Here is a 26,763-nt window from a genome sequence, read left to right as displayed (position 1 = left end):
AAAATGCAAAGACAGATTTTAGTTAAGGATATAATGACCCAAGATGTTATTTTTGTTACTCCAGATACACAAGTTCCCGATATAGCGAGTCTCTTAAATAAGTACAAAATCAGCGGTGTTCCGGTAGTAGATAATGGTAAAATTCTCGGTATTGTTACCGAAGAAGATTTAATCATTCGCACCGCAATTATAGACACACCGCATGTCTTTAGCCTGTTTGACTCGGTATTTTATTTCGGCAAGAAAAAAGAATTCGAGAAAGAGTTAACCAGTGTATTGGCAACTAACGCTAGTGAGTTGATGACCGCTCATGTGTTGACTATTGATGAAACTGCTACGGTGCAAGACTTAGCCACCTTGATGATGAAGAAAGATATAAACCCAGTACCAGTGGTTAACGCAAATGGGGAGCTAAGCGGTATAGTAAGCCGCTCTGACATAATCCGGCTGATGGCTCTCGAAGAAGAGGCTGGTAGCAAAGAATAAATAAAAAAAGCCACAGGAAACACGCTTGCTGCTATTTTATTAGGACTTCCACCCAGAAAGTGGGAAAACAGTTCTAGACTGAGATAGATAGAAACTGAAATAATCGAAGGTGTCAGGAAATCCAGTTTAGGCGGTAGTAAGTCATCAGGGCGTAGTGTCGCGCCCTTGATGACCAATACCAATACTTCCGCTTGTGACTCAGTTCTCTTGCTAGTTGTTTTTCAATTTCTTGACACGCTCACCATGATTTAACACACGTTTGCGTAATCGGATATTCTTGGGAGTTATTTCCACCAGTTCATCACTCTCAATGAAGTCTAGCGATTGCTCTAAACTGAGTATTATCGGAGGAGTCAGCCTTACCCCAATATCCGAAGTTGAACTACGAATGTTGGTTAGCTTCTTCTCTTTTGCTATGTTCACCGGCAAATCCGACTCGCGACTATACAAGCCGATAATCATTCCTTCATAAACTGGAGTACCCGGTTCAACAAAAGTTTGACCGCGTTCTTGTGCATTTGCCAATCCGTAGGAAGTAGCCATGCCATCTTCGCTGGCAACCAAAACACCGTTACGCACCTGCCCGATGTCACCATACCAAGGCTCGTAACCGGTAAAGAGGCTTGCTATAACGCCACCACCGCGAGTCAAGGTTAGAAAGAGATTGCGGAAACCTATCAAACCGCGTGTAGGGATACTAAATTCAATTCTGACACGACCTTTACCGTCAGGATTGTATTTCATCATTTGGGCGCGTCTTCGCCCCAATTGCTCGATTACAGGTCCTTCGTATTCTTCTTCCACATCGAGGATAAGATGCTCTACAGGTTCCATCTTATGTCCGTTGATTTCTTTGGAAATTACTTCGGGACGTGATACTTGAAACTCGTAACCCTCGCGGCGCATCATTTCAATCAGAATCGAAAGGTGCAATTCACCACGACCCGATACGAGAAATACATCCGCGCTATCGGTATCCTGTACCCGCAAGGCGATATTGGTTTGCAACTCGCGATAGAGACGGTCACGCAACTGACGACTGGTGCTGTAAGTTCCTTCGCGCCCACCAAAGGGCGAAGTATTTACACCAAAGGTTAGTTGGAGGGTCGGTTCTTCTACCGCGATAGGAGGCAGCGCGTCAGGGTTTTCGGCATCTGCAATAGTTTCACCAATACTGATGTCGCTGATACCACTGAAGGCAATCAAATCTCCGGCGCTGGCTTCCTCTATTTCGATTTTACCCAACCCTTGGAAGGTGAACAAACTGGATATTTTTGCGCGTGAAATAACCCCTTCTCGGTCTATACGGCTGACAGTTTCGCCAGATTTCACCTGACCCCGCATAATACGTCCTACTCCGATGCGACCAAGGTGATTGTTGTAATCGAGGCTGGTTACAAGCATTTGGAAATGGGCATCTTCCTGAACCATCGGCGCAGGCACATACTTTAATATTGTATCGAAGAGGGGTGAAATGTCTAGGGAACTTGCTACTTTTTCAGGGTCAAGCGCCGCTTTGCCTTCACGGGCGATTGCGTAAACCACCGGGAAGTCCAATTGCTCGGCATCGGTAGCAAGGTCAAGAAAAAGGTCTTGAGTCATTTCGAGAATTACGGCAGGGCGTGCGTTAGGGCGGTCGAGCTTGTTAATAACTACAATTGGTTTCAAGCCAATTTCAAAGGCTTTGCTCAAAACAAAACGAGTCTGGGGCATTGGTCCATCAACCGCATCTACCAGCAGCAAACAGCCATCTGCCATATTGAGTACCCGCTCTACCTCACCGCCGAAATCGGCGTGACCGGGAGTGTCAATAATGTTAATTTTTACATTCTTATAGATAATAGCGGTATTTTTGGCAAGAATGGTAATGCCTTTTTCCCGCTCCAACTCATTCGAGTCCATTATCAGGTTGCCCACCGTCTCATTTTTGCGGAAGATATTGCTCTGCTTGAGCATTCCATCCACTAGGGTAGTTTTACCATGATCTACGTGGGCGATAATGGCTACATTCCGAATGTCTTCACGAAGTTTGTGTTGCACCGAATTTATTTTCTCCACTAATTGCTCCCTTCTCCCAATTCGGAGAGGGGGCGTACTTTAACATTTGAATCGGGCAAAATATTTCTGCCCAACAAATCTAGTTGTTTGTTAATTTGGTTTTCAGGAAATCCAATGCTTTATGCCAAGCATCACGCGCTGCATCCTCAACCCCAGCGCCATGCGTAGGGTTCAAAAAAGCATGTCCGGCATTTTGGTAAACATACTGCTGGTAATCTTTTCCAGCATTTGTATAAGTATCATAAATACGCTGGATGTATTCCGGCGGAGTATAATTATCCAACGCTCCAAAGAAAGCCATCACCGGAGCTTGCACATTTGCCACCGATTCATAAGTGGGTTCGTGCATAACGCCGTAGAAGGGAATTGCAACCGCCAAATCATGGCTGCGTTCCACCATTTTAAAAGTAAGCATGCCACCCATGCAGAAGCCGATTACCCCTACTTTTTTCGGCTCGACTCCCTGCATGTTTTTCAAGCCATTTATAGTTGCTTGAATTTCGTAAATGGCGCGTTCAACATCCAACGCCATCATGAGTTTGGTTGCATCGTCAGGTTCTGTGGCAACCTGCCCGTGATAAAGATCGGGTACAGCCACAACAAAGCCTTCTACTGCCAGCTTTTGCGCCAAGTCTTTGATGTGTGGCTCGATGCCCCACCACTCCTGAATCAATACCACTCCGGGGCGAGCTTCTTCATCATCTATTCGAGCTACAAAAGCAGGTATCTCCCCGCCATCCATTTGGTAATACGCGGTATAAGTGCGAATTACAGCCATTTTATCCTCCGGCAATTTGTGTTAGTTATTTTCTTTCGTCATCTTCAAGGCTCAATACTGCCATAAAAGCTTCCTGTGGTATTTCTACATTGCCCACCATTTTCATGCGGGCTTTACCTTCTTTTTGTTTTTCCAGCAGTTTGCGCTTGCGGGTTATATCACCGCCGTAGCATTTAGCCAGTACGTTCTTACGATTCGCGCTGATAGTTTCGCGTGCCACAACTTTTGAGCCAATCGCCGCCTGAATCGGCACTTCAAATAATTGGCGTGGAATTAACCCTCGCAACTTTTGCGTGAGAACACGCCCCTGTGAGAATGCTTTGTCCCGGTGGGTAATAAGCGAAAGTGCATCAACTGGGGTGCCGTTTACCAGAATATCCAACTTGACGAGGTCAGCCACCTTGTAGGTACCAAAGATGTAATCAAGCGAAGCATAACCTTTAGTGCGCGATTTCAGTTGGTCGTAAAAATCCACGATGAGTTCGCCCAACGGCATATCATAATCCAGTAGCACTCTGGTTTCGTCCAGATAATCCATCTTTTTGTACTCACCGCGCCGATTAGTAACTAGTTCCATAATCTGCCCGATATAGCGCGTTGGCGTAATTATGTGGATAGTCATCCAAGGTTCTTCGATTTCCATAATCTCACCCGCATTGGGGAAATCGCTTGGATTATCCACCAGCAACACTTCACCGTTATTCTTCTTAACGTGGTATTCTACGCTTGGCGCAGTGATAAGCAATTCTAGGTTATATTCCCGCTCCAAGCGTTCTTTAATGATTTCCATATGAAGCAAGCCTAAGAAGCCCACGCGAAAACCGAAACCTAACGCGGCAGAGGTTTCAGGCTGGAAAATCAACGAAGCATCATTCAGTTGTAATTTGTCCAGAGCTTCTCGCAAGTTGGTGTAATCATCCGAGCTTATAGGATAAATCCCGGCAAAAACCATCGGCTTGGCAGGGCGATAACCCGGCAAAGCATTTTCGGCAGGGTTTGCGTAAAGCGTTATGGTATCGCCTACTTGGCAGTCTCCCACTACTTTCAAACCGGTGGCAATATACCCGGTTTCGCCTGCGGTAATTTCAGGCAGTGGGGTCATCACCGGGCGGAAAACCCCGATTTCAAGCACTTCGGCGGTTTTGCCATTCGACATCATTTTGATAACGTCCCGCGATTTCAAAACGCCATCCATCAACCGGACGTAAGCAATCACCCCTTTATAGGAGTCAAAATGGCTATCAAAAATCAGGGCGCGTAAAGGCTTATCAAACTCACCTTTAGGGGCTGGGATGCGATGTACAATTGCTTCGAGGATTTCAGCCACGCCGAGTCCAGTTTTGGCGGAAGCGCGAATACATTCATCTCCTCGAATGCCGATAACTTTTTCGATTTCGGCGATTACTACTTCAGGTTGCGCGGCAGGCAGGTCAATTTTGTTGACCACCGGAATAATTTCAAGCCCATGTTCAACTGCCAGATACAGGTTCGCCAGTGTTTGAGCCTCAATACCCTGCGAGGCATCCACCACCAACAAAGCCCCTTCACAGGCACTGAGGCTACGGCTCACTTCATAGCTAAAGTCCACATGACCGGGAGTATCAATCAGGTTCAGTTCAAACTCCTGCCCATCATGTGCCTTGTAGTGCATCTGTACAGCACGCGCCTTGATGGTGATACCCTTCTCACGCTCAAGATCCATACTATCAAGCAATTGTTCTTTCATCTCACGTTGCGTAACCGTGCCGGTTATTTCCAGCAATCGGTCTGCCAGCGTGGATTTGCCATGATCAATATGGGCAATTATGCAAAAATTTCGGATTAAACGTTGGTCAGTCAATTATATCTTCCTTTAAATTAACTCAAAAACACGGCTAATTATAGCAGATTTGTACTGTAAGAGATGGTATAGTTTCGTGTAATCTATGGCAGAATGTTATATAATTCTACGCAATGAATACTATACAGAGGACAAAATGCCATGAAACTGGAAATTATCTCGCAAATTCCTGAAAACCCCAAGAGTCCGCCGCTCCTCTTTATACATGGGGCGATGCATGGCGCATGGTGCTGGTCAGAATATTTCGTGCCTTTTTTTGCACAAGCAGGCTATCCGTCTTACGCTTTGAGCTTTCGCGGACATGGCAACAGCGAAGGTCAAATTGAGGGTACAACCCTGCGGGATTATTTGGAAGATATTCGGCAAGTAGCAGAGCAACTGCCAGAACCTCCAATTATGGTTGCACATTCGTTGGGCGCATTTTTGATATTAAAATATATAGAGAAATATCCGATAAAAGGCGCAATAATGGTGTCGCCCACCTTTTCTTTTCCGCTTTACATGCGTATTCCCGGAGTCATTTTGGGCAAGCCCGCTTATCCTTTCATAAAAAACCGTAAAGTGCCTGCTCCTAAAAATACAGAAACAGTGCGGCGCATGTTTTTTTCGCAGCAATTGCCGGAAGAACAGTTGCAGCACTATACCAGCCAAATGTGTGACGGTTCTATGCTTGGCTTTATGGGGCTGCTCTGGGAGAAGCCACCAAAAGCTGCTTCGGCAAGGCAAGTTCCGCTATTTTTTCAGGTTAACGCTACCGATACGATGCGAAAATTTATGCCTGATGATAAATTCGCCAAGCTCTACGGCGCAGAACGCCGCGTATATTATGGCACTGCTCACAATATGATGCTCGAAGTCAATTGGCGCGAAGTAGCCGAAGATGGGCTTAACTGGCTCAAAAAACACTTTCCGCAACGTTAGTCAAATAAATAAGATTGGGCTACCGGAAAATCGTTTCGGTAGTTTTTTTATTTGCTATGGAAAAAGCTGATTTTAGCGCTAAAATTTTATTTAGTACCTTGAGTCAATGAAGCGAAAAGGTGGTGGCGCAATGAAAGAATTCCTAACGCTGTCGGCAGGCTGGCAATTCAAGCAAAGAAACCCTTCAATACAGTTGGAGGAAAATTTCAACCTACTCGAGGGTTGGAACCATACCATCGTACCGGGTTGCATTCACACCGATTTGTTAGACGCTGGGCTTATACCCGACCCCTTTTATGGTATGAATGAACAGGAAGTACAATGGGTCGGAGAAAGCGATTGGCTATACCGCTATTTCTTCACCCTACCTAATGAATTTGAGAAACGACCTGCGTTAGATTTGTGCTTTGATGGTTTGGATACCTTTGCTACTGTCTGGCTAAACGGGAAAGAAATTTTAACTGCTGCGAATATGTTTGTACCCTATCGTGTTTCGATTCGGGGCATTGCTAGGTCAGGTCACAACGAGTTGCGTATCCTGTTTGAATCGGCGTTAAGACGAGGCAAGGAATTGGAAAAGCAGTATGGAAAACGCGCTGCTTGGAATACCGATGCCTCGCGCGTGTATGTGCGTAAGGCACAGTATCATTACGGCTGGGATTGGGGACCAACCCTTATAACAGCCGGAATCTGGCGAGAAGTGCGTCTGGAAGCATACACCGCTCGTATTGATACCATTTTTTGCCCTGCTGAAATCGGCGAGGATTTGAAAAAGGCAATCGTTCCGGTAAGTGTAGAAATAGATAATCACTCCTCTTTGCCCCTCTATCTCAAACTGGTACTATTTGACCATTACGGCATCACAACTTCAGAAGCAACTATTCCTATTGATGACTCTAAAATACAACACACTTTTGAAATTATTGACCCGCTTTTGTGGGAGCCTTCCGGTAGGTTAGGGGCGCAACCGCAATATAGGGTAGAAGCTAGTTTGCTGAACGGTGAGAAAGAACTCGACCACAAGGATTGCAAATTCGGAATACGGCGATTGTGTTTGCTCCAGAACCCGCTGGAAGGAGAAGCGGGGAGTAGCTTTACCTTTGAGGTAAACAACATGCCGCTATTTTGTCGGGGCGCAAATTGGATTCCGGCAGATTCTTTCACAACCCGCGTTACCCGTGAAAATTATGAAAGCTGGGTGCAATTGGCGGTTGCTGCCAATATGAATATGCTGCGGGTCTGGGGCGGCGGTATTTATGAAGAAGACGCTTTTTACGATTTGTGCGATGAAATGGGTATTATGGTATGGCAAGATTTCATGTTTGCTTGCGGTATCTATCCGGCACATCCCGAATTTCTTGAAAGCGTGAAAGCAGAGGCAGTAGCAAATCTGCGCCGCTTGCGAAATCATCCTTGTATTGTGCTGTGGAACGGCAATAACGAGGATTATTCTATTGCCCAATCGCTAGGCGCTTACGATGCTAATTTCAAGGATGATTTTATCGCCACAGCTTTCCCGGCGCGAGAAATCTACGAGCGGTTATTGCCCGAAATCTGCGCCCAGTTAGACCCTACCCGCCCTTATTGGCGCGGTAGTCCTTACGCCGGAGCGGATGCAGACGACCCCACGCAGGGAGACCGCCATACGTGGGAAATTTGGCATAAACAAATGGCTATATATCAAGATTATCGGAAATTTGAGGGGCGTTTCGTGTCCGAGTTTGGTATGCAGGGCAGCCCCACCTTAGAGACTCTAGTAAGTTTTTTGCCACCCTGTGAACTGCATCAGCAGAGCCGCACTTACGAGTTCCACAACAAAGCCCCTGACGGTTACAGACGCTTGGCAGTGTATCTCAGTGATAATTTGCCTACACCCGCTAAGCTGGAAGAATACATCTATGCCACCCAATTTATCCAAGCAGAAGCTCTCAAATACGCGGTTATGGATTGGAAACGGCGTTGGCGGGGCAAGGGGAAAGAATATGTCTCCGGTGCTTTAGTTTGGCAATTAAACGATTGTTATCCTGCCATAAGTTGGGCAATAGCCGATTATCTTGGCAAACCCAAAGCGGCTTTCTACACTCTAAAACGCGCTTTTAATCATCTAACTATTGGGCTGGATTGGGCAAGCAAGAATAAAGCCACCTATTGGGCTGTAAATACAGACTCACGGGAGCGTAATCTCACGCTAGAGCTAAAGGTTATTTCCCTAGAGGGAAAAGAGTTAGCAAGCAACCGGAGCGAAGTAATAATACCTGTCAATTGCGCTACTGAGCTAGATGAACTGGAATTTGAAGCCGTTGAACCACTCGTAATAGTAGCCACATTGCTCGACAACGGCGAAATTGTGCGCCGCGCCACGCTCTGGCAAGAACCTTTCAAATATCTTGCTCTCCAAGACCCACGTTTGAAAATAACCCGTCTGGAGGGTGAGGCATTGTTGCTGGAAGTAAAGAAGCCCGTAAAAGGTTTGCTTTTGAGCGCGGATGTTGATGTGCAATGGAGCGATAATTTCCTAGACTTGCTGCCGGGCGATTCGCAAGTGGTAGTAGCAAGGGGGTTAGGCGAGGGGACAATTGCAGCCTATTACCTAGCAAAAGGCGGCTATATTATCAAAAAACACTCGGTTTGAGGCTACCATTACTGCATCAAGGGATGCACAGTGAGAGCGCCAACTAAAGCTTTCAACCACCCGGATTCTGGCGGATGCGCCCATACACTCACGTTCTATTATATTATTAGGGGATAACAATTCCAGAATAGCGCGAGCGAGGTCATTTGCATCACCCTCTCGAAATAGTAAGCCTTCCTGCCCTTGACGAATGATTTCATTTAGTGGGCGGAAATCTGGTACGATTGAGGGTAAAGCTAAAGCCATATATTCAAATATTTTAAGAGGCGACCAGTAAAAACCGGCTTCCCGTAAAGGGGCATGTTTTGAGGTATCAAAAGGGGCTACTCCGGCATGCGCGAGAGATAAATATAGCGGCATTTTCTGATAGGGTATTGCTCCAGTTAGTATTACTCTTTCTGTAAGACCGCTATCAACTACTTCATTTTGAATCTGTTCAAAAAGTGGACCACCGCCTAGCATCAAAATATATAAGTTGTTATCTTGTGGAATTGCCAGTTTCGCCGCTTCTACCAACACTTCCACCCCATGCCAATGCCGGAAACTACCCGCAAAAGCAAGCACATTTGCCTTTTCTGGAATACCAAGCTCTTGTCTCAGCCGCATTTGCTCGGTTGGCTCAATTCGGGTCGGGTCAAACATATCAACATTTGCGCCCCACGGAAGCTCGATTATTTTTTCGCGTGGGATTGCCGCCGGTATGGTTGTATGTAAAGGAGTGATAATGCGTGTAGCCCAGCAGCATTGTTTCTCCGACCACCATTTCAGGCGGTTGAACAGTAGGGTACGGTCAAGGCGACGCTTAGGGCTGGAAAGCGGGTCGAGGATTAGGGCATTTACTTCCAACAACGAGGGTAAATGGTGGCGAGAAGCAAATAACATGCCCGAACCAGCAAAATTATAGTAACGCTCCATTATAAGGTCGGGCTTAAGCGCTTTAGCCAGCTTTTTAACAAGCGGGTAAAGGGCGATTGCCGTAAATTTTGGCAGGGAATGGCGATAAAACTCAATCGGAGTACCGCCTTCTACCGCCAAGGTGAGGCGTGCCGGTTCTTTACGGTTAGGGCGGGCGCAGATTACGTGTATTTCGTGACCAAGCTTTGCCAGTTCACGAGAAACCTCTACCACATGAGTTGCCCCACCATGGCTACCCGGCGCTACAATCGCGCTGGCAACATACAGGATTTTCATCGGCTACGTGGAGTTCCTACTTTGCGGATAAGAATAAAGTAGGGTCCAGTACGCATTTTCCCGAACAGCCAAATATCCAAGCGCATCATAAAAGTAAGGATTCTTAATAGCAGCATGTAGGTATTTGAAGTGCGCTTATCCATAGAGCGTTTTAAACTTTTGCGAATAGCTAGGTCAATTGCCGCATTCTGTTCGGTATCGCTGGCAACTTTCTCAGCTTCAAGCTCCACCTGACTTTTATCTTGCATGAACTTGTCTTCCGGAATACGCGGTTTGCCGCCATCTGCCCAATCCGGGCTGATTCCGGTTGTACCCGCCACCAAACGAGTTGCAGGGCTACTATTGGAATTTTCCGCTGCTTTGGTACGCTGTTCAAGCCGTCTTTTAACACGTCTCCGCAACAAGTATTCGCCCGCTTTTACAATTACATTATCAACCAGACTTTGAAACACGCCATTCCAAAATATAGTTCGTTCGAGCTTGAAGCCGCCCTCTTTAATAGAGGCTTCCAACTCATCAAAGGTGCGGATTGCCTTTATATGGTCACTCTTACGCAATTCATCGCGCTTGAAATCAAATATTCCCTTGCGAGCAAAATAGTTTGCAACCTTCTTCTCTAACTTGATTACCGGAGTAAGCTTACCCATTTCGCGGGTATTTGAGAAGATAAAAACTTGACCGCCGGGCTTTAGCACTCGATTCAACTCGGCGAAGTAAGGAGCGATACCATCGGCGGGCAAATGTTCTAGCAAATCAATACTGAAAATCTTGTTAAAGCTTTCCGGCGCAAACGGCAGCAAACGCACATCGCCCCTGATTAGCGGTAAGTCGTCCAATGCTTGTTCTGCAAATAAAGGCGCGGCATCTAAACCTACCACAGTGCCGAATCTATCGCGATTCCAATAACAGAACTTACCGTTGCCGCAACCTACTTCCAGCGCAATATCCGCCTCAGAAGGTTTGAGCATTTTGCGAAGTAAATCGTTCCGCACCGCCGCCCCAAGCCATGGCAAGCTGATATATTCATGGTCAATCTCATGCTCAAATTCTTCTTCAAGATAGCGAGTATTTTGTTCAAAACTATTTCTGGGCATTAAATCCAAGTAGTAGCCGTGTTTCGGCAAAAAATCAAAGTCATCCGGCGCAATTGCAGCGTTTGCCCAACCTATGCCGTCGGTTGAGGGGGGTTTGTCATTATGGGCAGTATATTCTGTGCTGCAATCTCGGCATTGAATTCGCCCATGACGCAATGTAAGTTGCCCGGTTTCGCGGTCATCGGTTTTTCCTTGCGCCAACGCCTTTTCGATACAGTGAGGACAGCGCACCAGTTCCAATAATTCACTATCTATCAAGAGTAGATACAACTTTCCACAAAAGTTTCAAACAAGCCACGTTATAACCTCTTGACCGGATAATAGCGGCAAGAGGCATCTATCACATGATACCTTTCGCTTTCAGCTATGTCAAAACTTTATTACTGTTTCACCGGAAAAATTAATAGAACCTCCAGCTTTAAGCCTTTTTTCCGGCATTGCCTTTTAGCTAATGCGGTTTGAATTTTTAAAAGGCATAGATGAATATCTTATTTGCAGGGTCGGCATAAATAGTTTTCATAAAAGAGCCAAACTTGTCCAATGCTTGGGCAGAATAATATTTAGGCTCATGCCCATCTGGATAGAAAGAGCCGTCACCGTTCTCAATTTGCCCAACAAAGACATATTTAACATTATGCTGGTTTAACAACTCGATTGCCCGGTTAACATCGGTAGTTTCATAAATCCGGTTCATATCCAGCCAACTTTCCCAAATATCTTTTTCAGCTAGATTACCCCGCCACTGTAGTTCGTGGAACGGCCAGCCCACAACCGTAGGTAAGCCAGTATAGGTACTGATTCGAGTAGCCCAGCTATAGTTCATACCATTGGCTTCTAGCACTACCCCACGCCTATCACTTTGGTTGGCGGTATAATCGCGTAACCAAGCCATCGCTTTATATTCTGACGGGAATTGTTCAGCATACCAGATTTCCCCATCTAGCCCTATCCGGTTTGTATAGCCGTTAGTGGTTTGCCAGTAAGATAAAATTGGAACGGCTGAGGCTGAGATTGCTAATAAAATCAGTAAGCTAACCCAGCCAAATATCCAGTGATTCCTTGAAGTCAGGTTAATGGTTTTCAGCTTTTGCCGAACAACAGGGAAAGCAATAGCTTTATCACTAAAATTGGAAAATAAGCTGGTTTTTTCGTCTGGAAAAGAGGTTTCAGATACCAAACTTTGTAGCGGGTTTGTTTGGCGAAGGGCAAACCGGCTAAATCCTGTAAGTTGTGCCTTAGCTCGAATAGGACGGGGATTTATATTCGGCATCCGTGAGTTAGCTTTGAACCAATTTAGCGCCCACCCGATGCTATATGCTCCGGTTAACCCATAAAGTACCCACAACTGATACCAATATTTGAAAACAGTATTAAAGCGATTGGAATAAATATCTCTAATGTATAAAACTTCGCAAAAAAGTGTTATAACTCCGGCAGAAAAAAGTAACAGTAACACCAACAGATCCATTTGTGCCGATAGTGGTTTATTATCTCTCTCCCGGAGCTTCCACTCCAAACGGAATATACGCGCTGACACATAAATTAAAACTAACCCCGGTCCAAGTAACTCGAAATTAACCATCCAACCTGCTATGCAGAAAGTTAGAGCGGTAATTAGTTCTACTCCCAACCTGTAATATGGAGTTTTTTCTTGTCGTACCAACCGAACATACTTAATTGTCAGGAAAGTAGCAATTGGCAGCAGGAAAAGTCCGAACATTTCCACAAATTCACTCAAGTTTGTACCGTGCCAGTAAACCCATCCCAAATAACGACTCAAGAAATTGACCACCGGTATATTAGCCACATCCGACATAGGTTCTGCGCGGAGCATCCCGCTAAAGGTGGTAAACTGAAAAATATAAATCAAATATATAGTAGAAAGTAACGCGGTTGCTTGTACCCCGATACGACGAAGGGTGCGCCCCCATTTATCTCTCGCTTGCAATTCCAGAAAAATTATTGATACCAGCGTCAGCATAAGATAGGTGGGAAAGTCGGCTAGATTGATAAAATAAAGCGCCCCTAACAGCAGCCCAAACCCCAGATAGCGTGGCACAGTGCGCCACGATAACTTCGACACAACCCATTTACCGGGAGTGGCAAAAAGTTGCAATATTAAGCCCAACACCATAATCACATAAGGTGCGCCCATTAAATGTGCATGCAAGTCGCCATTAAGATAGCTATAGATTGGGTATTCGGTCAGAATATCCAGCTTTCTACCGTCTGGCATTGGGTCATAAATCATTCGGGCGCTACCGGGCCAATCCACTTTTAAAGGGAAATTCGAGTCACCAAGCGGTAATAGCCCACTGGTTAGCAGTTGCCGGAGGGGATATAAGTTTCCCAGAACCGCCAATAATAATACACCCAGCAAGCCTGCTAGGGGCGCAACCTTACCTTTATATCGCGCCAAACCAACCATATTAGCTACAAATCCAAAAATTACCAATGCCAGAAAACCATAAACCAAGCCAAGCGCTATATTATTGGCAGTAGCCGCCCCAGTTTCGGTTAATTTGCAAAGAAACCCTATTAGGTAATGACCACCGTAGTAATAGTTCATTGTTTGCCCACCAAACCATGGGTCAGCCGGAGGCAAAACCGGAGAAGTAGCGATTGCGTTAATAAAAGCCAGATTAAAAAACTTCTCTGATTGGTTCAGTTGGGGGAAGAAGGAACGCAAATTTAACATAAAAGCGAAAGTGGTTAGAAAAACCAATTCAGCTAGAACTATATATTTAAGGTTATATCGTTGCTTAAGCCACGTGACCATTTCTCTACGCACCTGAGAACGCGCCAGTATTAACCCGCTTATACCCGCTAAAATACCCACCGCACTCCAGACCCAGCCCGGCAAGAATGGAATCAAACCTAGGCAGCCTGCCCACCACGCTAATAGTCCAGATATAAGCAAACCAAGTGGTCGGGAAAAAGCGTAACCGCGATCCGGCAAAAAAGAAAAAAGCCTAAATGAAATTGGAAAGGTCAGAAACCCTATTAAAGAAGTAAAGGAGTACCAAATAATTACGTCAATCAATGAGAACCCTCCCAAGTTGGAAATTAAATAGCCGGGATAAGGCATCCCTGCTGTTTTTATGTATTCAGCTGAATTGAAACACGCCCTTGTGAGTAGATAGAGGTCATTCCCAGCAGAAATCAGTCTGACTCAAATCAGTTTATTTGTTCACAATAATTAGACGTTAAAGTATAGGTTAAAGTTCCCTCAGTTTAAACAGGGCTACAACCCACATTAGCGGCAACGGGATAGAATTATACAAGCTTTGGCGGTCATTGTTGCTTACCCTAGTATATAATAAGGCTGGAAAATATAATTCAAAGAATTTCTGTAATCTGTACTTGTGAGAAAGTCTAAAGTCTGATGCTCCTCGAATTGTTTATAATAGGACTTTTTACCGGCTATCTGTCGGGGTTATTTGGAGTAGGCGGGGGCTTTATACTCGTGCCTCTTTTAACAATTACTGGGATTCCGATAAAAACCGCAATTGCGTTAAGTTTGGTTTATATAATCGGTACAGCCCTTTCAGGCATATTCCAGCATCTCAAGCAAAATACCGCAGATATTGTGCTGGCGGCTACCCTCTCTTTAAGTTCAATTATTACCGCGCAACTTGGAACGGCGGTAACGGTTGGCATATCAACTTCATTGTTGAAATTACTATTTGGATTACTTACCGCAAGTGTAGCAATTTTCTATTCTGTACAAAAAACCCCAAAACCCTCTCAACCAAGCGATAGCCCTCAGAAAATTGACCTTGCTAAAAGCAGTAACAGGCTATTATTGCTACGATTCAAAACCGTTGCCGGGTTTGAATATAAATACCGGATTAATCTACTTATTGCTCTGATTATAGGTGGGGCAGTAGGCTTTTTATCCGGTATGTTTGGGGTTGGTGGCGGATTTATAATGGTTCCTCTAATGGTGGTTGTGCTGGGCGTACCCTTAAAAATCGCTGTAGGAACCTCATTATTAGCGGTTCTAGCTCCAGCGATTTCTGGCTCATTTGCGCTATGGCGGGTAGGTCAACTTCAATTGGAACTATTACCTGCTCTACTGGGTGGAGGTTTAATCGGCGCTCAAATTGGCGCACGGATGGTAATTATCTTTAAGAATCGCACTCTCAAAACTGCTTTCAATATATTACTTTTTATTGTAAGCTGTTATATGCTAACGGTAGGTATTGGGATTTTGTAATTTCCATAGAAAATATGCCATAAATTACTGAGTCTTGCTAATAATCTGCTGCTTGTGGTTGCCGAGAATACAAGTTTGGAAGAATGCTAACAACTGATTCAGCCTCAAGGTAATAAAACAGTTCGTAAAGTTTTAGCGAATGAAAAAGCCCCTCCCTTGCCTTGCTCGTAAAAGCAAATTGCCTTATCTGAAATCGGCATTATTATCGCGCTTACTCTCTTCGATTACCATATGGATGATTTCAGCTCGCAACTTTTCCTGTATTAGACGGTGCTGTTGAATACGAGCAATTTCTATTTTCCGGTTACGGCGAATCAAGTAAGGGATATAAATCAACATCAATGCTATTGGGATAAGGTTAAAGAAACCAACCCAGTTATAATCTTCATTGACAACCAAGCCAAGTGTCCATACTATCGCTGCGCTCAAAGCCGCACCCCATAGCGCAAATTGCCCAATCTTTTCAATTATGCGCCAGACAAAATTATCACTCAACTTTGGTAAAGGCTCTACGGTAGGTGGGCTACCGATTGCTTCTAAAAGTTTATTTTCTTGTGGCGTGAGATTATCTGCCACTTTTCCCGCCTTCTTGTGGCGAGTTGCGTTTGGCTTTGCGGCGGCGTTCGGCTTCGGCAAGCTCACTGATTTCTCGTAGAGAGTTATCAAAACCGTCTTTTGAGTCACGGTCATTAGGCAAACGTTTTTCGCGCCGGACTTCATCGAATACTTCTCGTAGGCGAGTATTGCGTGCTGCATCAAGTTTATCTAAGATAATCTGCCTACGCTCACGGTTGCGGCGATAGCGATAAACGGTAAGAATAACCGAACCGATAAAAATAAGCGCAATAAAAAGGAAAATAATCTGCGCTAACGTGCGTTGTCCTGCATATGCCAACCCGATGGCAATAGCCGATAAAACTGCTACTACTATGTTTAAAAGCCACTGCAAACGGAACAACAAAAAAGTTCTGGCGCGTTCTCTGCTAGTTTCCTCATCCAATTCTTCAATATTGTTCGTACTCATTACATTACCTCACAATTTCGCCGGACAACCCGTCAGCATCACCATCTCCGACCAGTTGCACCAGCCTTACCGATGTTATCTGATTACGCAAGTTATCGTCTGATTGAATATATACGCGCAGGTAATTATCGGTTAAACCGCTTCGTATCAAGCTATTTGGAGCTTTTGCTTCCCAAAGCGTCTCTCGAATTTCACCTAGAAAGCGACTGCGCCATTTTTGACTCAGTTCGTTAGAAAGAAGTCGAAGGCGTTCACTTCTTTGCTTTTTAACCGAGTCAGCTATTTGAGCGGGCATACTGGCAGCAAGCGTACCAATTCGAGGAGAATAGGGAAATACATGAATTTTGGCAAACCCCATTTCTGCCGCAAATGCCAAGGTCTCGGAAAATTCCTGTTCAGTTTCACCGGGAAAACCCACGATAATATCTGTTGTTATAGAAGCGTCCGGCAATTCCCGGTGAATTTGCTCAACAATCTGGCGGTATTTTTCCAGAGTATAGCCACGCCTCATTCTGGCAAGCGTAGCAGCGTTACCCGATTGTAAAGCAAGATGAAAATGACGTGTCAGCCGTTTATCACGTTGCCACAACTCAAGCAAGGTTGGGTCGTAGTCCTGTGGTTCTAGCGAAGTAATTCGCAAGCGTGGAATATCCAGTTTTTCAAGGATAGTCTCAAGTAGGGCTTTAAGACGTAGCGGGTGTTCTTCATTTTCCCTATTAGAAGCTCGATATTTGCCGAGATGAACGCCGGTAAGCACAACTTCCTTGTATCCGGCTTCCAGTTTGTAGCGCACACTCTCGATTACATCCGAAATATCCACGCTTTTCGGTATGCCTCTAGCAGTTGGCACAATACAAAAAGCGCAACCCGCATTGCAGCCATCTTGTATTTTTACCATTGCGCGGGTGTGGTGTTTTTTTTCAACCTTTCGATTATCGGTAGCGTTACCAATCTCACCATCATCAAAAAGAGGGCGGGAAAATCCCGGTCGAAAATCCAGTTCGTAGTTTAACCGCTCGGAAACCATCTCAACCATGCGTTCTTGCTCAGCCTTCCCCAGAACTAGATCTACTTCGGGTAACGCTTTTACCTGTTCTGGGTTAGTATTACTATAGCAACCAATGGCGATAACCAAAGCTTTTGGGTTTTCACGTTTGGCGCGTCGCAGCGTTTGGCGCGATTTGCGATCCGCTATATGCGTTACAGTGCAGGTGTTTATTACCAATACATTTGGCTCACATATCCTATTTGGTTCAACCAGCGCATATCCGGCTTTTTGAAAGTTCTCGGCTAGGGCTTCAGTCTCGCTAGAATTTACCTTGCAACCAAGTGTAAGGAAGGCGATACGTGGTCTAAAATCATTGGGGCTGAGGTTTTTTTCGATTTGCGCCATAATCCCCGGTGAGGTTACGGGTTCAGGGTTAGCGTTGGAGCTTAAATTAATCAGTTCAATGGTACGCATATTTATATAAGAATCAGACTCGCATAATCAATAACACCAAAACATATAGAGAAAAAGTATATTACGCTACAATACAAATAGCAACTAATGGTATCCTCGTATAATAAATTGCTAATAAAACGTTAAGCTATTGAGCTTGTCTGCCGCGGCGAGCTTTTTCAAAAAATTGCAGCATTTCGGCTTTTATGGCATTATAACGGTGGTGTTTGCGACTCATTAGTAAACCTTTCTACTCTATTTAGCGGTAGCTTGAAAGTTTACGATATCGGCAATCGTCGCTCTTTTCTAGAACCCTTTTCTGTAGCGTAGCAAATTTTGTATAAGCCACTATGGTTGCACTTTCTATTACTGGTATAGTTTTGAAATGGCAGACTACTATCTATTGTAGTGAGTCCTTTCAAAATCAGCTTAAAATTCCAAAAGTGCATTTGTAAATAGATAATTGAGAGAAATAGGACAAATGATAGAACTAACTAAAGAATACGTTGAAGCAAATCCGTATATTCCCGAAAATATCAAAAAAACCCTGTATGGGGAATATCCTCTTGGTTGGCAAATGAATGATGCCGAACGTAGCACACTTATAAACCTAGTTAGCAGCTTAAAACCTTCGTGTGCAATTGAAGTTGGTACTGCTTTCGGTGGTAGTTTATATGCCATTTCCCAATATTCTGAAAAAGTCTATAGCCTTGATTTTGACTCAAGTCAATTTGATACAAATGACAAGAAATTCTCTAATGTAGAATTTATTACAGGTGACTCTAATAATACCCTCCCTCTATTATTAGAGCGTCTTCAAGCTGAAGGTATTAGTCCCGAATTTATCTTGATTGATGCCGACCATTCCTATGATGGCGTGAAACGTGATATTGAAAATTTGCTAAAGATACAACCATTAAAGCCTCTTTATGTTCTAATGCATGACGGTTTTATGCCTGATTGCCGAAAGGGTATAAAAGACGCGGATTGGGCAAGTAATCCATTTGTTCATTTTGTTGAGGTGGATTTCGTACCGGGAACACTCACTTCTCGACCTGATATATATGGTTTCATGATAGGCGGTTTTGCTCTAGCCTTATTATTGCCGGAGAAACGTGAAGGTGATTTGGAGATACGTACCGATTATAAGCTAACCTTTCAGACTTTGTATGCAAATTCAGAGCATCGCCCCGATGGCATCCACTCAAATGAATTTTGGGAGGGCAAAGCTTGGTTAGAGGAACAATGGAAAAACTGGATGCTAATTGCAGAGGATAGGGGAAAGCAGTTAGAGGAGAACGCCACTCTAATTAATAACCTAGAACGGGATGCCTCTTTTTATCAAAAGCGTGTGCAAGAATCACAAAGGCAGCTACAGGAGCAGGGAGCATGGGCTAGAGAAATGGAAAATACTTTGACAGCTTTAAAGTCTAGCCCCTTATATCGTTTACAAACAGGACTAGGGCATTTTCTCAAATCGTCTCTAAAAAGGCTCAAGCGATAGTGTATTTATTTCGGCTTTTCACATTTACAAATAATTTACAAGAGGCAAGAATTGATAGACCCTACTAATCCGAATTATGCCAATACACCAGTTTCAGCCCTGCGCCCCGTCTTTGATTATATACCGTCTGATAAGTCTGCGCCTCCTGCTGTTACCATCCTTACCGCTATTTACAACACAGGTGCAGTTTTTCTGGAAACGGTGCGTTCTGTATTTTCCCAATCCTTTCAGCAATGGGAATGGATAATTGTTAATGATGGCTCCACCAACCTTGAAACCTTGGCAATGCTGGAGCAGGTGGCAAGTACCGACCCCCGCATACGACTTATCCATCTGGAGAGCAATAAGGGACCGGGGGCAGCCCGAAATATTGGCTTTAGAGAAGCAGCTACTCCCTATGTTGCGCTATTGGACAGCGATGATTTGCTTGAACCTACCGCTATAGAAAAGTGGTACTGGTTTCTGGAGTCACACCCGGAGTACGCCTTTGTTAAAGGCTTTTTTATAGGATTTGGGGGTGCTGAATTTCTTAGAAACATTTCTTTCGAGGCGAAGGAAGTTTTTTTAGAAAGAAATCGGATTAACTTTACAAGTATGATTAGAAAATCTGTTCACGAGGAAGTGGGAGAATTTGATGAAGAAATTAGAGACGGCGCTGAGGATTGGGAATTTTGGTTGCGTTGCGCTAATGCTGGATATTGGGGGGGTAATACCCCTGAGTATTTAGATTGGTACCGGATGCGAGAGACCAATTATGACAGATGGTCTAATTTCAAAGAGGAAATATTGCCAATATTCCGAGCCAAGCTCAAGGAACGCTACCCTCGCCTTTGGGAGCAAGGCTTCCCTGAAATAAAACTTCAAAATCTAGAACCTTATCCTCTTGTTCCTAATGATTTACCCTGCAATAATTTGCTAAAGAAACAAAAGCCGCGACTATTAATGTTACTTCCTTGGTTTGATATGGGTGGCGCAGACAAATTTAACCTAGATTTTATAGAGCAGTTTGTCAATAAAGGCTGGGAAATTACACTTGTAGCTACCATAATGGAAGCTAAATCTACTTGGTTATCTGAATTCTCCCAATATACACCTGATATTTTTATGTTGCCTTTGTTTTTGAAACTTGTAGATTACCCACGGTTTTTGCGCTATCTTATAACGTCTCGGCAACCGGACGCAATCATCCTATCCCATAGCGAATTAGGCTACCACCTATTACCTTTTTTGAGAGCTTCTTTTCCAGAATTGCCAATAATTGACTATTGCCATATTGAAGAGGAGTATTGGCACAACGGGGGCTATCCCCGGTGGTCGGTGGAATCAGAGGATTTGCTGGATTTGCATATTGTCAATTCCCACCACCTCAAGAACTGGATGGTAAAACGTGGTCTTCCAGAAGAGCGAATTAGAGTTTGCTATATCAATATTGATGCAGAGAAATGGAAGCCACTTCCTGAGAAAAAGATAACTGTCCGAGAACAACTTAAAATTGATAGTGAAATGCCTGTACTATTGTATGCTGGGCGGATTACTGCACAAAAGCAACCTAAAGTATTTGCCAAAACTATGCTACAACTAGCTCAAGGCGGTCTTGAATTTAAAGCGTTGGTAGCTGGCGATGGTCCTGACTTAGAATGGCTTCGTGCCTTTGTTGATAAGCATAATTTGAAAGAACAAGTTATTCTGTTAGGCGCGGTAAGCAATGAGCGTGTAAAAGAGCTATTAAATGCAGCAGATATATTCTTTCTACCTTCGGCTATGGAAGGCATATCGTTAGCATTTTTTGAAGCGATGGCAACAGGGGTAGTTCCGGTAGGAGCAGCCGTTGGCGGTCAGCGTGAACTCGTGACAGAAGAGTGCGGGTTCTTAATTCAGCGGGGAAATGAGACTGACGAAATAGAAAAATACACTGATATACTGAGTAAGCTTATAAAAGAACCAGCGCTTTGTAGGCAAATGGGAAATGCAAGTAGGGAGAGAGTTGCCACTCATTTTCGTTTAGAAGAGATGGGTAATCGAATGGAAGCTTATGTACGAGAAGCGCTTGAATGGCATACCCTCTATCCTCTTCCGACAATCACTCCAAAGACAGCAGCGGCTAGCGTTGTTATAGCGATCGAATGTATTCGCAAAAATGAACCTAATGATAATTATCTGAAAGATAAAACTTGGTTGGAGAAGCAATGGAAAAGCTGGATGAAGCTTGCGCTGGATAGGGAAAATTGGCTATTAGAAATGAAATCTTATGTAGATATTTTGGTTGAAGATAAAAATTCGTTTCAGCAAGAGATTGACAAACAAGAAAAGCGTGTGCAAGCTGCACAAAGGAAACTAGAAGAACAGGGAGCATGGGCTAGGGAAATGGAAAATACCCTAGTGGCTTTAAAGTCTAGACCCTTATATCGTTTACAAACAGGACTAGGGCATTTTCTCAAATCGTCTCTAAAAAGGCTCAAGCGATAGTGTATTTATTTCGGCTTTTCACATTTACAAATAATTTACAAGAGGCAAGAATTGATAGACCCTACTAATCCGAATTATGCCAATACACCAGTTTCAGCCCTGCGCCCCGTCTTTGATTATATACCGTCTGATAAGTCTGCGCCTCCTGCTGTTACCATCCTTACCGCTATTTACAACACAGGTGCAGTTTTTCTGGAAACGGTGCGTTCTGTATTTTCCCAATCCTTTCAGCAATGGGAATGGATAATTGTTAATGATGGCTCCACCAACCTTGAAACCTTGGCAATGCTGGAGCAGGTGGCAAGTACCGACCCCCGCATACGACTTATCCATCTGGAGAGCAATAAGGGACCGGGGGCAGCCCGAAATATTGGCTTTAGAGAAGCAGCTACTCCCTATGTTGCGCTATTGGACAGCGATGATTTGCTTGAACCTACCGCTATAGAAAAGTGGTACTGGTTTCTGGAGTCACACCCGGAGTACGCCTTTGTTAAAGGCTTTACCGTAGGCTTTGGCGATTCTGAGTTTCTTAAAGAAACTTCTTTTGAAGCGAAAAAAGCTTTTCTGGAAAGAAACCAACTCACCACTACCAGTATGGTACGTAGAGCGGTACACGAGGAAGTGGGAGGGTATGAGGAGAGTGGCTGGGAAGGGCTTGAGGATTGGGAGTTCTGGTTGCGTTGCGCTAATGCTGGGTACTGGGGGGGTAATATCCCTGAATATTTAGATTGGTACCGGATGCCAGCGACCAATTATGGGGGTAATCTCAAAGAGGATAGGCTACCCATATTTCAAGCTAAGCTCAAGGAACGCTACCCTTGCCTTTGGGAGCAAGGCTTCCCTGAAATAAAGCTACCCTCCCATCCACTTTATACCCCTCTTTCAGAGTTAATATCTTGCCAAAATTTGCTGCAAAAAAAGAAACCCCGGCTGCTAATGCTATTGAATCGCCCTGATTTAGGTGGCGCATCAAAATTTAACATAGATATTCTAAAAGAATTTACTAAAAAGGATTGGGAAGTTACTGCTGTATGTACCCCAAGAGGCACAGATAACCCGCTACTACCCTCGTTTGCGAAATATACACCCGATATCTTCCTACTGCAAAATCACCTTAGATTGCCGGATTATTTAAGATTCTTACGATATTTAATCGAATCGCGACAAATTGATGCAATATTTATCTCGTGCAGCCTGATTGGCTATTATTTATTGCCATTACTTCGCTCTTATTATCCTGACCTACCGATAGTGGATTATTGTCACATTGAATATGAACCTTGGTCTATAAATGGGTTTCCCGATTTATCAATCCAATATAAGGGCTTTTTGGATTTACAGATTGTAAGCTCTAACCATTTGAAGAAATGGATGGTTGCTAAGGGAGTAGAGGAGAATAGAGTCCAGACTTGTTATACCAATATCGATCCTGACGAATGGAAACCGAATAATGAAATAAGAATCAAGGTCAGACAGGAACTTGGTATTGCAACGGATACTCCTCTAATTCTATACGCAGCACGTCTGGTAGATCAGAAACAGCCGCAAGTGTTTGCTAAAACTGTTCTGGAGTTATCCAAAGCAGGAGTAATTTTTAAGGTTCTAGTTGCAGGGAATGGTCCTTATTATAATTGGCTGGAGGAATCTATCAGCCATAATTGTCTTAACGAAACAATCACTTTACTTGGTGCCGTAAATAGCGGTAGAGTCAAAGAACTTCTTTGTGCAGCCGATATATATTTTCTACCCTCAAAAATTGAGGGGATTTCACTGGCAATTTTTGAAGCAATGTCAATGGGTGTTGTACCGGTTAGCAGTGATGTAGGAGGGCAGCGAGAATTAGTTACTAAAGAATGTGGAACGCTGATTTCACCTGCTACTGAAGAAGAAGAGGCAAAACATTATTCTGAAGAAATAGTTCGGCTAATCAAAGCACCTGATACACTTCAGAAAATGAAGATTTCTTCAAGAGAGAGAATTATCACTCATTTTCAACTGAACTTAATGACTCAAAGGCTAGAGGCTTTAATTTTAGAAGCTAAAAACCTAAATAGCGAGCAATCCAGGCAACCTCCTGCGCCCGACTTGGTTCTGAGATTTGCCTCGCAAGAAATTCTTAGAGAATATGAGTGGATACATATCGAGCAAGGAAATATATGGCTTAACAACCAATATAAGAACTGGATGGAAATAGCAGAAAAGCGACAAGAAGTAATCGAAGAATTGCGGCAACAGTTACATGATGCTCATGAACAAGCAGAGCAATGGCAAATTTCTCAAAGAATTGAGGTGGAAAAACTTTCCAAATGGGCAAAAGACCTTGATGCGTTTGCTACTAATCTGCATGCAAAGCGTTTGTTTCGTATATTACAAAAAGTACGATTACTTCCGAAACGCTCTTAAGAACTATATTTTATCTATTGTAGATATAATTATTATATACAAGTAGAGATTAAAATGATTGATGCCTCAAACCCGGATTTCACAAATACGCCTGTTTCCACAAAAAGAGCGAAACTTAGCTATTCTCCAACTGATAAAACCCAAGTTCCTGCTGTAACTATTGTAACGCCTTTTTACAATACAAGTTCAGTTTTTCAAGAAACCGCTCAGTCAGTTATGGGGCAATCCTTTCAGCAATGGGAATGGCTGATTGTTAATGATGGCTCTACCAATCCGGAGTCTATTGCTATGCTTAGCGACCTTGCTCAAGCAGATAGCAGAATACGAATTATTAATCATCAGGAAAACAAAGGTCTGAGTGCAGCCCGAAATACCGGCTTTAAAGAAGCAACTACGCCTTATGTGGTATTGCTTGATAGCGATGATTTGCTTGAAATTACAGCTGTTGAAAAGTGGTACTGGTTCCTAGAGACCCATCCTGAATACTCTTTTGTAACTGGATATAATGTAGCATTCGAAGGACAAGAGTATTTGTGGTCAAGTGGCTACGAAGACGGAAGCACCTTTCTAGAAGAAAACAGCGTTGATGTTACTAGCATGGTTCGTAAGGCTGTACATGAAGCGGTTGGTGGCTTTGATGAAGATATTAGGGGAGGCTTAGAAGATTGGGACTTTTGGTGCAAATGCGGTAATTATGGTTTTTGGGGAGGAACAGTTCCGGAATACCTAGATTGGTACCGAAGGCGTATTATACACTCTGACAGGTGGGAAAAAATCAGTGATGCAAACAGAAAAGCTTTCCAAGGAAACCTAAAAAGCAAATACCCTAAACTTTGGGTAGAAGGATTCCCCAAAATTCAACCCACACAACATGATTTCTATGCGCCTATACCCACCGCTATACCATGCAAAAATCTGTTGCACAAAACAAAACCACGTTTATTAATGATACTTTCTTGGCTGGATATGGGAGGTGCAGATAAATTTAGCCTAGACTTGCTAGAACAACTTACCAATAAAGGTTGGGAAGTTAGCATAGTTACTACTTTAAGAGCGGGGACGAATCCTTGGCTATCGCAATTCAGTAGATTTACTTCAGATATTTTTATCCTGAAAAATTTCCTAAGTACCTTTGATTTTCCAAGATATATTTCTTATTTAATTTCTTCAAGGCAGTATGATACAATTTTCATTTCCAACAGCGAGTTAGGTTACTATCTTCTACCTTTTTTGAGAGCTTCTTTTCCAGAGTTGCCAATAATAGATTATTGCCATATGGAAGAGGAATATTGGCGCAACGGTGGTAGTGCCGGATGGTCGGTGGAAGCAGAAGATTTGCTGGATTTGCATGTTGTTAGTTCCGAACATCTCAAGCGCTGGATGATAAAACGTGGTCTCTCGGAAGAGCGAATAAGAGTTTGCTATACTAATATTGACATAGAGAAGTGGAAGCCCCTTCCTGAGAAAAAGATAACTGTCCGAGAACAACTTAAAATTGATAGTGAAATGCCTGTACTATTGTATGCTGGGCGGATTACTGCACAAAAGCAACCTAAAGTATTTGCCAAAACTATGCTACAACTAGCTCAAGGCGGTCTTGAATTTAAAGCGTTGGTAGCTGGCGATGGTCCTGACTTAGAATGGCTTCGTGCCTTTGTTGATAAGCATAATTTGAAAGAACAAGTTATTCTGTTAGGCGCGGTAAGCAATGAGCGTGTAAAAGAGCTATTAAATGCAGCAGATATATTCTTTCTACCTTCGGCTATGGAAGGCATATCGTTAGCATTTTTTGAAGCGATGGCAACAGGGGTAGTTCCGGTAGGAGCAGCCGTTGGCGGTCAGCGTGAACTCGTGACAGATGAGTGCGGGTTCTTAATAGAGCGGGGAAATGAGACTGACGAAATAGAAAAATATACTGGTATATTGAGTAAGCTCATAAAAGAGCCTCAACTTCGTAGGCAAATGGGAAATGCAAGTAGAGAGAGGGTTGCCGCCCATTTCCGGTTAGAAGAGATGGGTAATCGAATGGAAGCATTAATCAAAGAAGCCAAAATAGTACATCGGCAATATCCACTTCCGCCTGTAGAGCAAATGCCCGGTATCAAAGCTGCAACAAAAGGCATGACACTTATACTATATGAAGAGCATATAGAATACCTCGGAAAAGGAATAGATTCACAAAAGCGAACCATACTTGAATTTGAACAGAAAATGTATGCGCTCTGGGAAGAAAAAAAGTATGAGGTCTGGGTTAGAGAAATTGAAATTGAACATCTTAAAGCTTCAAAATTATACCGATTGGAAAAAACGCTAAAAGAAGATAAAAACCCCATCAAAAAGTTTGCTGGAATTGTTTATATCTTAGGATCGCTTTTAACGCCGAGAATTCTAAGAAAAAGGTTAGAGCCTCTGCTAAAGGCAAAAAAGGTTTAGGCAAGTAATGAACAAAGAACAACCACACTCACAAGAGCGCCAACGTTTCGGGGGTTATGCAACCCCCATATATGTGCCTCTCTAAATATCAAAGCTGTGGGATTACACAGCGTGGGTTCACCTCTAGAAGCCCCTCAGCCTTGTTACCCCGTAATAATTCGGGGTATTTAGCGAATGGGCAGTAGTCATTGAGATGCTACATTATACGTAATAACCAACAATATCAATAACTACATGTACAGTATTTCTAGATGCCACACAGACTGCGCCTCC

At 43.7% G+C, this 26,763-nt stretch carries 17 protein-coding genes; 8 read left to right on the top strand and 9 right to left on the bottom strand.

The window, feature by feature from the left end; all coding sequences use genetic code 11:
* The first annotated feature begins 3 nt into the window (after positions 1-3).
* Positions 4-486, top strand: a complete 483-nt coding sequence (locus WCK19_RS11490; RefSeq protein ID WP_342397524.1) for a CBS domain-containing protein — start codon at positions 4-6, stop codon at positions 484-486.
* A 210-nt stretch (positions 487-696) separates the two neighbouring features.
* Here WCK19_RS11490 and typA read toward each other — a convergent pair whose 3' ends face one another.
* The 3 genes from typA to lepA all read right to left on the bottom strand — a co-directional run bounded on the left by typA (position 697) and on the right by lepA (position 5,162).
* On the bottom strand, positions 697-2,526 hold the full coding sequence (gene typA / locus WCK19_RS11485) for a translational GTPase TypA (RefSeq protein WP_342397523.1): 1,830 nt from the start codon (positions 2,524-2,526) through the stop codon (positions 697-699).
* A 97-nt stretch (positions 2,527-2,623) separates the two neighbouring features.
* On the bottom strand, positions 2,624-3,322 hold the full coding sequence (locus tag WCK19_RS11480; RefSeq protein WP_342397522.1) for a dienelactone hydrolase family protein: 699 nt from the start codon (positions 3,320-3,322) through the stop codon (positions 2,624-2,626).
* 25 nt (positions 3,323-3,347) lie between these two features.
* Positions 3,348-5,162, bottom strand: coding sequence for a translation elongation factor 4 (lepA, locus tag WCK19_RS11475; protein ID WP_342397521.1), 1,815 nt, complete (start codon positions 5,160-5,162; stop codon positions 3,348-3,350).
* 141 nt (positions 5,163-5,303) lie between these two features.
* Between lepA and WCK19_RS11470 the strand changes: the two genes are divergently transcribed.
* Positions 5,304-6,083: an alpha/beta fold hydrolase gene (locus tag WCK19_RS11470; RefSeq protein WP_342397520.1), complete on the top strand. Its 780-nt coding sequence runs from the start codon at positions 5,304-5,306 to the stop codon at positions 6,081-6,083.
* A 130-nt stretch (positions 6,084-6,213) separates the two neighbouring features.
* Positions 6,214-8,715: a glycoside hydrolase family 2 TIM barrel-domain containing protein gene (locus tag WCK19_RS11465; protein ID WP_342397519.1), complete on the top strand. Its 2,502-nt coding sequence runs from the start codon at positions 6,214-6,216 to the stop codon at positions 8,713-8,715.
* Here WCK19_RS11465 and WCK19_RS11460 read toward each other — a convergent pair.
* From WCK19_RS11460 to WCK19_RS11450, 3 genes are all read right to left on the bottom strand, one after another.
* Complete coding sequence (locus tag WCK19_RS11460) at positions 8,674-9,906, bottom strand: glycosyltransferase family 4 protein (protein ID WP_342397518.1); 1,233 nt, start codon at positions 9,904-9,906, stop codon at positions 8,674-8,676. The two genes, WCK19_RS11465 and WCK19_RS11460, sit on opposite strands and share 42 nt — an antisense overlap.
* Entirely contained in the window at positions 9,903-11,258 is a 1,356-nt protein-coding gene (locus tag WCK19_RS11455) for a methyltransferase domain-containing protein (RefSeq protein WP_342397517.1), read from the bottom strand. Before WCK19_RS11455 ends, WCK19_RS11460 begins: the two co-directional genes overlap by 4 nt.
* A 208-nt stretch (positions 11,259-11,466) precedes the next feature.
* Complete coding sequence (locus tag WCK19_RS11450; protein ID WP_342397516.1) at positions 11,467-14,043, bottom strand: DUF2298 domain-containing protein; 2,577 nt, start codon at positions 14,041-14,043, stop codon at positions 11,467-11,469.
* A 342-nt stretch (positions 14,044-14,385) separates the two neighbouring features.
* On the opposite strand from WCK19_RS11450, the gene WCK19_RS11445 reads away from it, so the two are divergent.
* Positions 14,386-15,219 (top strand): sulfite exporter TauE/SafE family protein, encoded by an 834-nt coding sequence (locus WCK19_RS11445; protein ID WP_342397515.1) that lies wholly within the window; start codon positions 14,386-14,388, stop codon positions 15,217-15,219.
* A gap of 183 nt (positions 15,220-15,402) precedes the next feature.
* Here WCK19_RS11445 and WCK19_RS11440 read toward each other — a convergent pair whose 3' ends face one another.
* Genes WCK19_RS11440 through mtaB form a run of 3 tightly spaced genes read right to left on the bottom strand, consistent with a single transcriptional unit; the run spans position 15,403 to position 17,705 of the window.
* Positions 15,403-15,795 carry a hypothetical protein gene (locus tag WCK19_RS11440; protein ID WP_342397514.1) on the bottom strand — a complete coding sequence of 131 codons (393 nt, stop codon included), beginning with the start codon at positions 15,793-15,795 and terminating at the stop codon, positions 15,403-15,405.
* Positions 15,785-16,243, bottom strand: coding sequence for a hypothetical protein (locus WCK19_RS11435; RefSeq protein WP_342397513.1), 459 nt, complete (start codon positions 16,241-16,243; stop codon positions 15,785-15,787). Before WCK19_RS11435 ends, WCK19_RS11440 begins: the two co-directional genes overlap by 11 nt.
* Before the next feature lie 4 nt (positions 16,244-16,247).
* Positions 16,248-17,705 carry a tRNA (N(6)-L-threonylcarbamoyladenosine(37)-C(2))-methylthiotransferase MtaB gene (mtaB, locus tag WCK19_RS11430; RefSeq protein ID WP_342397512.1) on the bottom strand — a complete coding sequence of 486 codons (1,458 nt, stop codon included), beginning with the start codon at positions 17,703-17,705 and terminating at the stop codon, positions 16,248-16,250.
* 460 nt (positions 17,706-18,165) lie between these two features.
* Between mtaB and WCK19_RS11425 the strand changes: the two genes are divergently transcribed.
* Genes WCK19_RS11425 through WCK19_RS11410 form a run of 4 tightly spaced genes read left to right on the top strand, consistent with a single transcriptional unit; the run spans position 18,166 to position 26,490 of the window.
* On the top strand, positions 18,166-19,188 hold the full coding sequence (locus WCK19_RS11425) for a class I SAM-dependent methyltransferase (protein WP_342397511.1): 1,023 nt from the start codon (positions 18,166-18,168) through the stop codon (positions 19,186-19,188).
* A gap of 51 nt (positions 19,189-19,239) precedes the next feature.
* Entirely contained in the window at positions 19,240-21,654 is a 2,415-nt protein-coding gene (locus tag WCK19_RS11420; RefSeq protein ID WP_342397510.1) for a glycosyltransferase, read from the top strand.
* 51 nt (positions 21,655-21,705) lie between these two features.
* On the top strand, positions 21,706-24,057 hold the full coding sequence (locus tag WCK19_RS11415; protein WP_342397509.1) for a glycosyltransferase: 2,352 nt from the start codon (positions 21,706-21,708) through the stop codon (positions 24,055-24,057).
* Between the two features lie 54 nt (positions 24,058-24,111).
* Positions 24,112-26,490 (top strand): glycosyltransferase, encoded by a 2,379-nt coding sequence (locus WCK19_RS11410; protein ID WP_342397508.1) that lies wholly within the window; start codon positions 24,112-24,114, stop codon positions 26,488-26,490.
* Positions 26,491-26,763: the final 273 nt, after the last annotated feature.

The organism is Candidatus Chlorohelix sp. (assembly GCF_037138995.1).
Classification (GTDB): domain Bacteria; phylum Chloroflexota; class Chloroflexia; order Chloroheliales; family Chloroheliaceae; genus Chlorohelix.
This window is presented reverse-complemented; position numbering and strand designations above follow the sequence as displayed.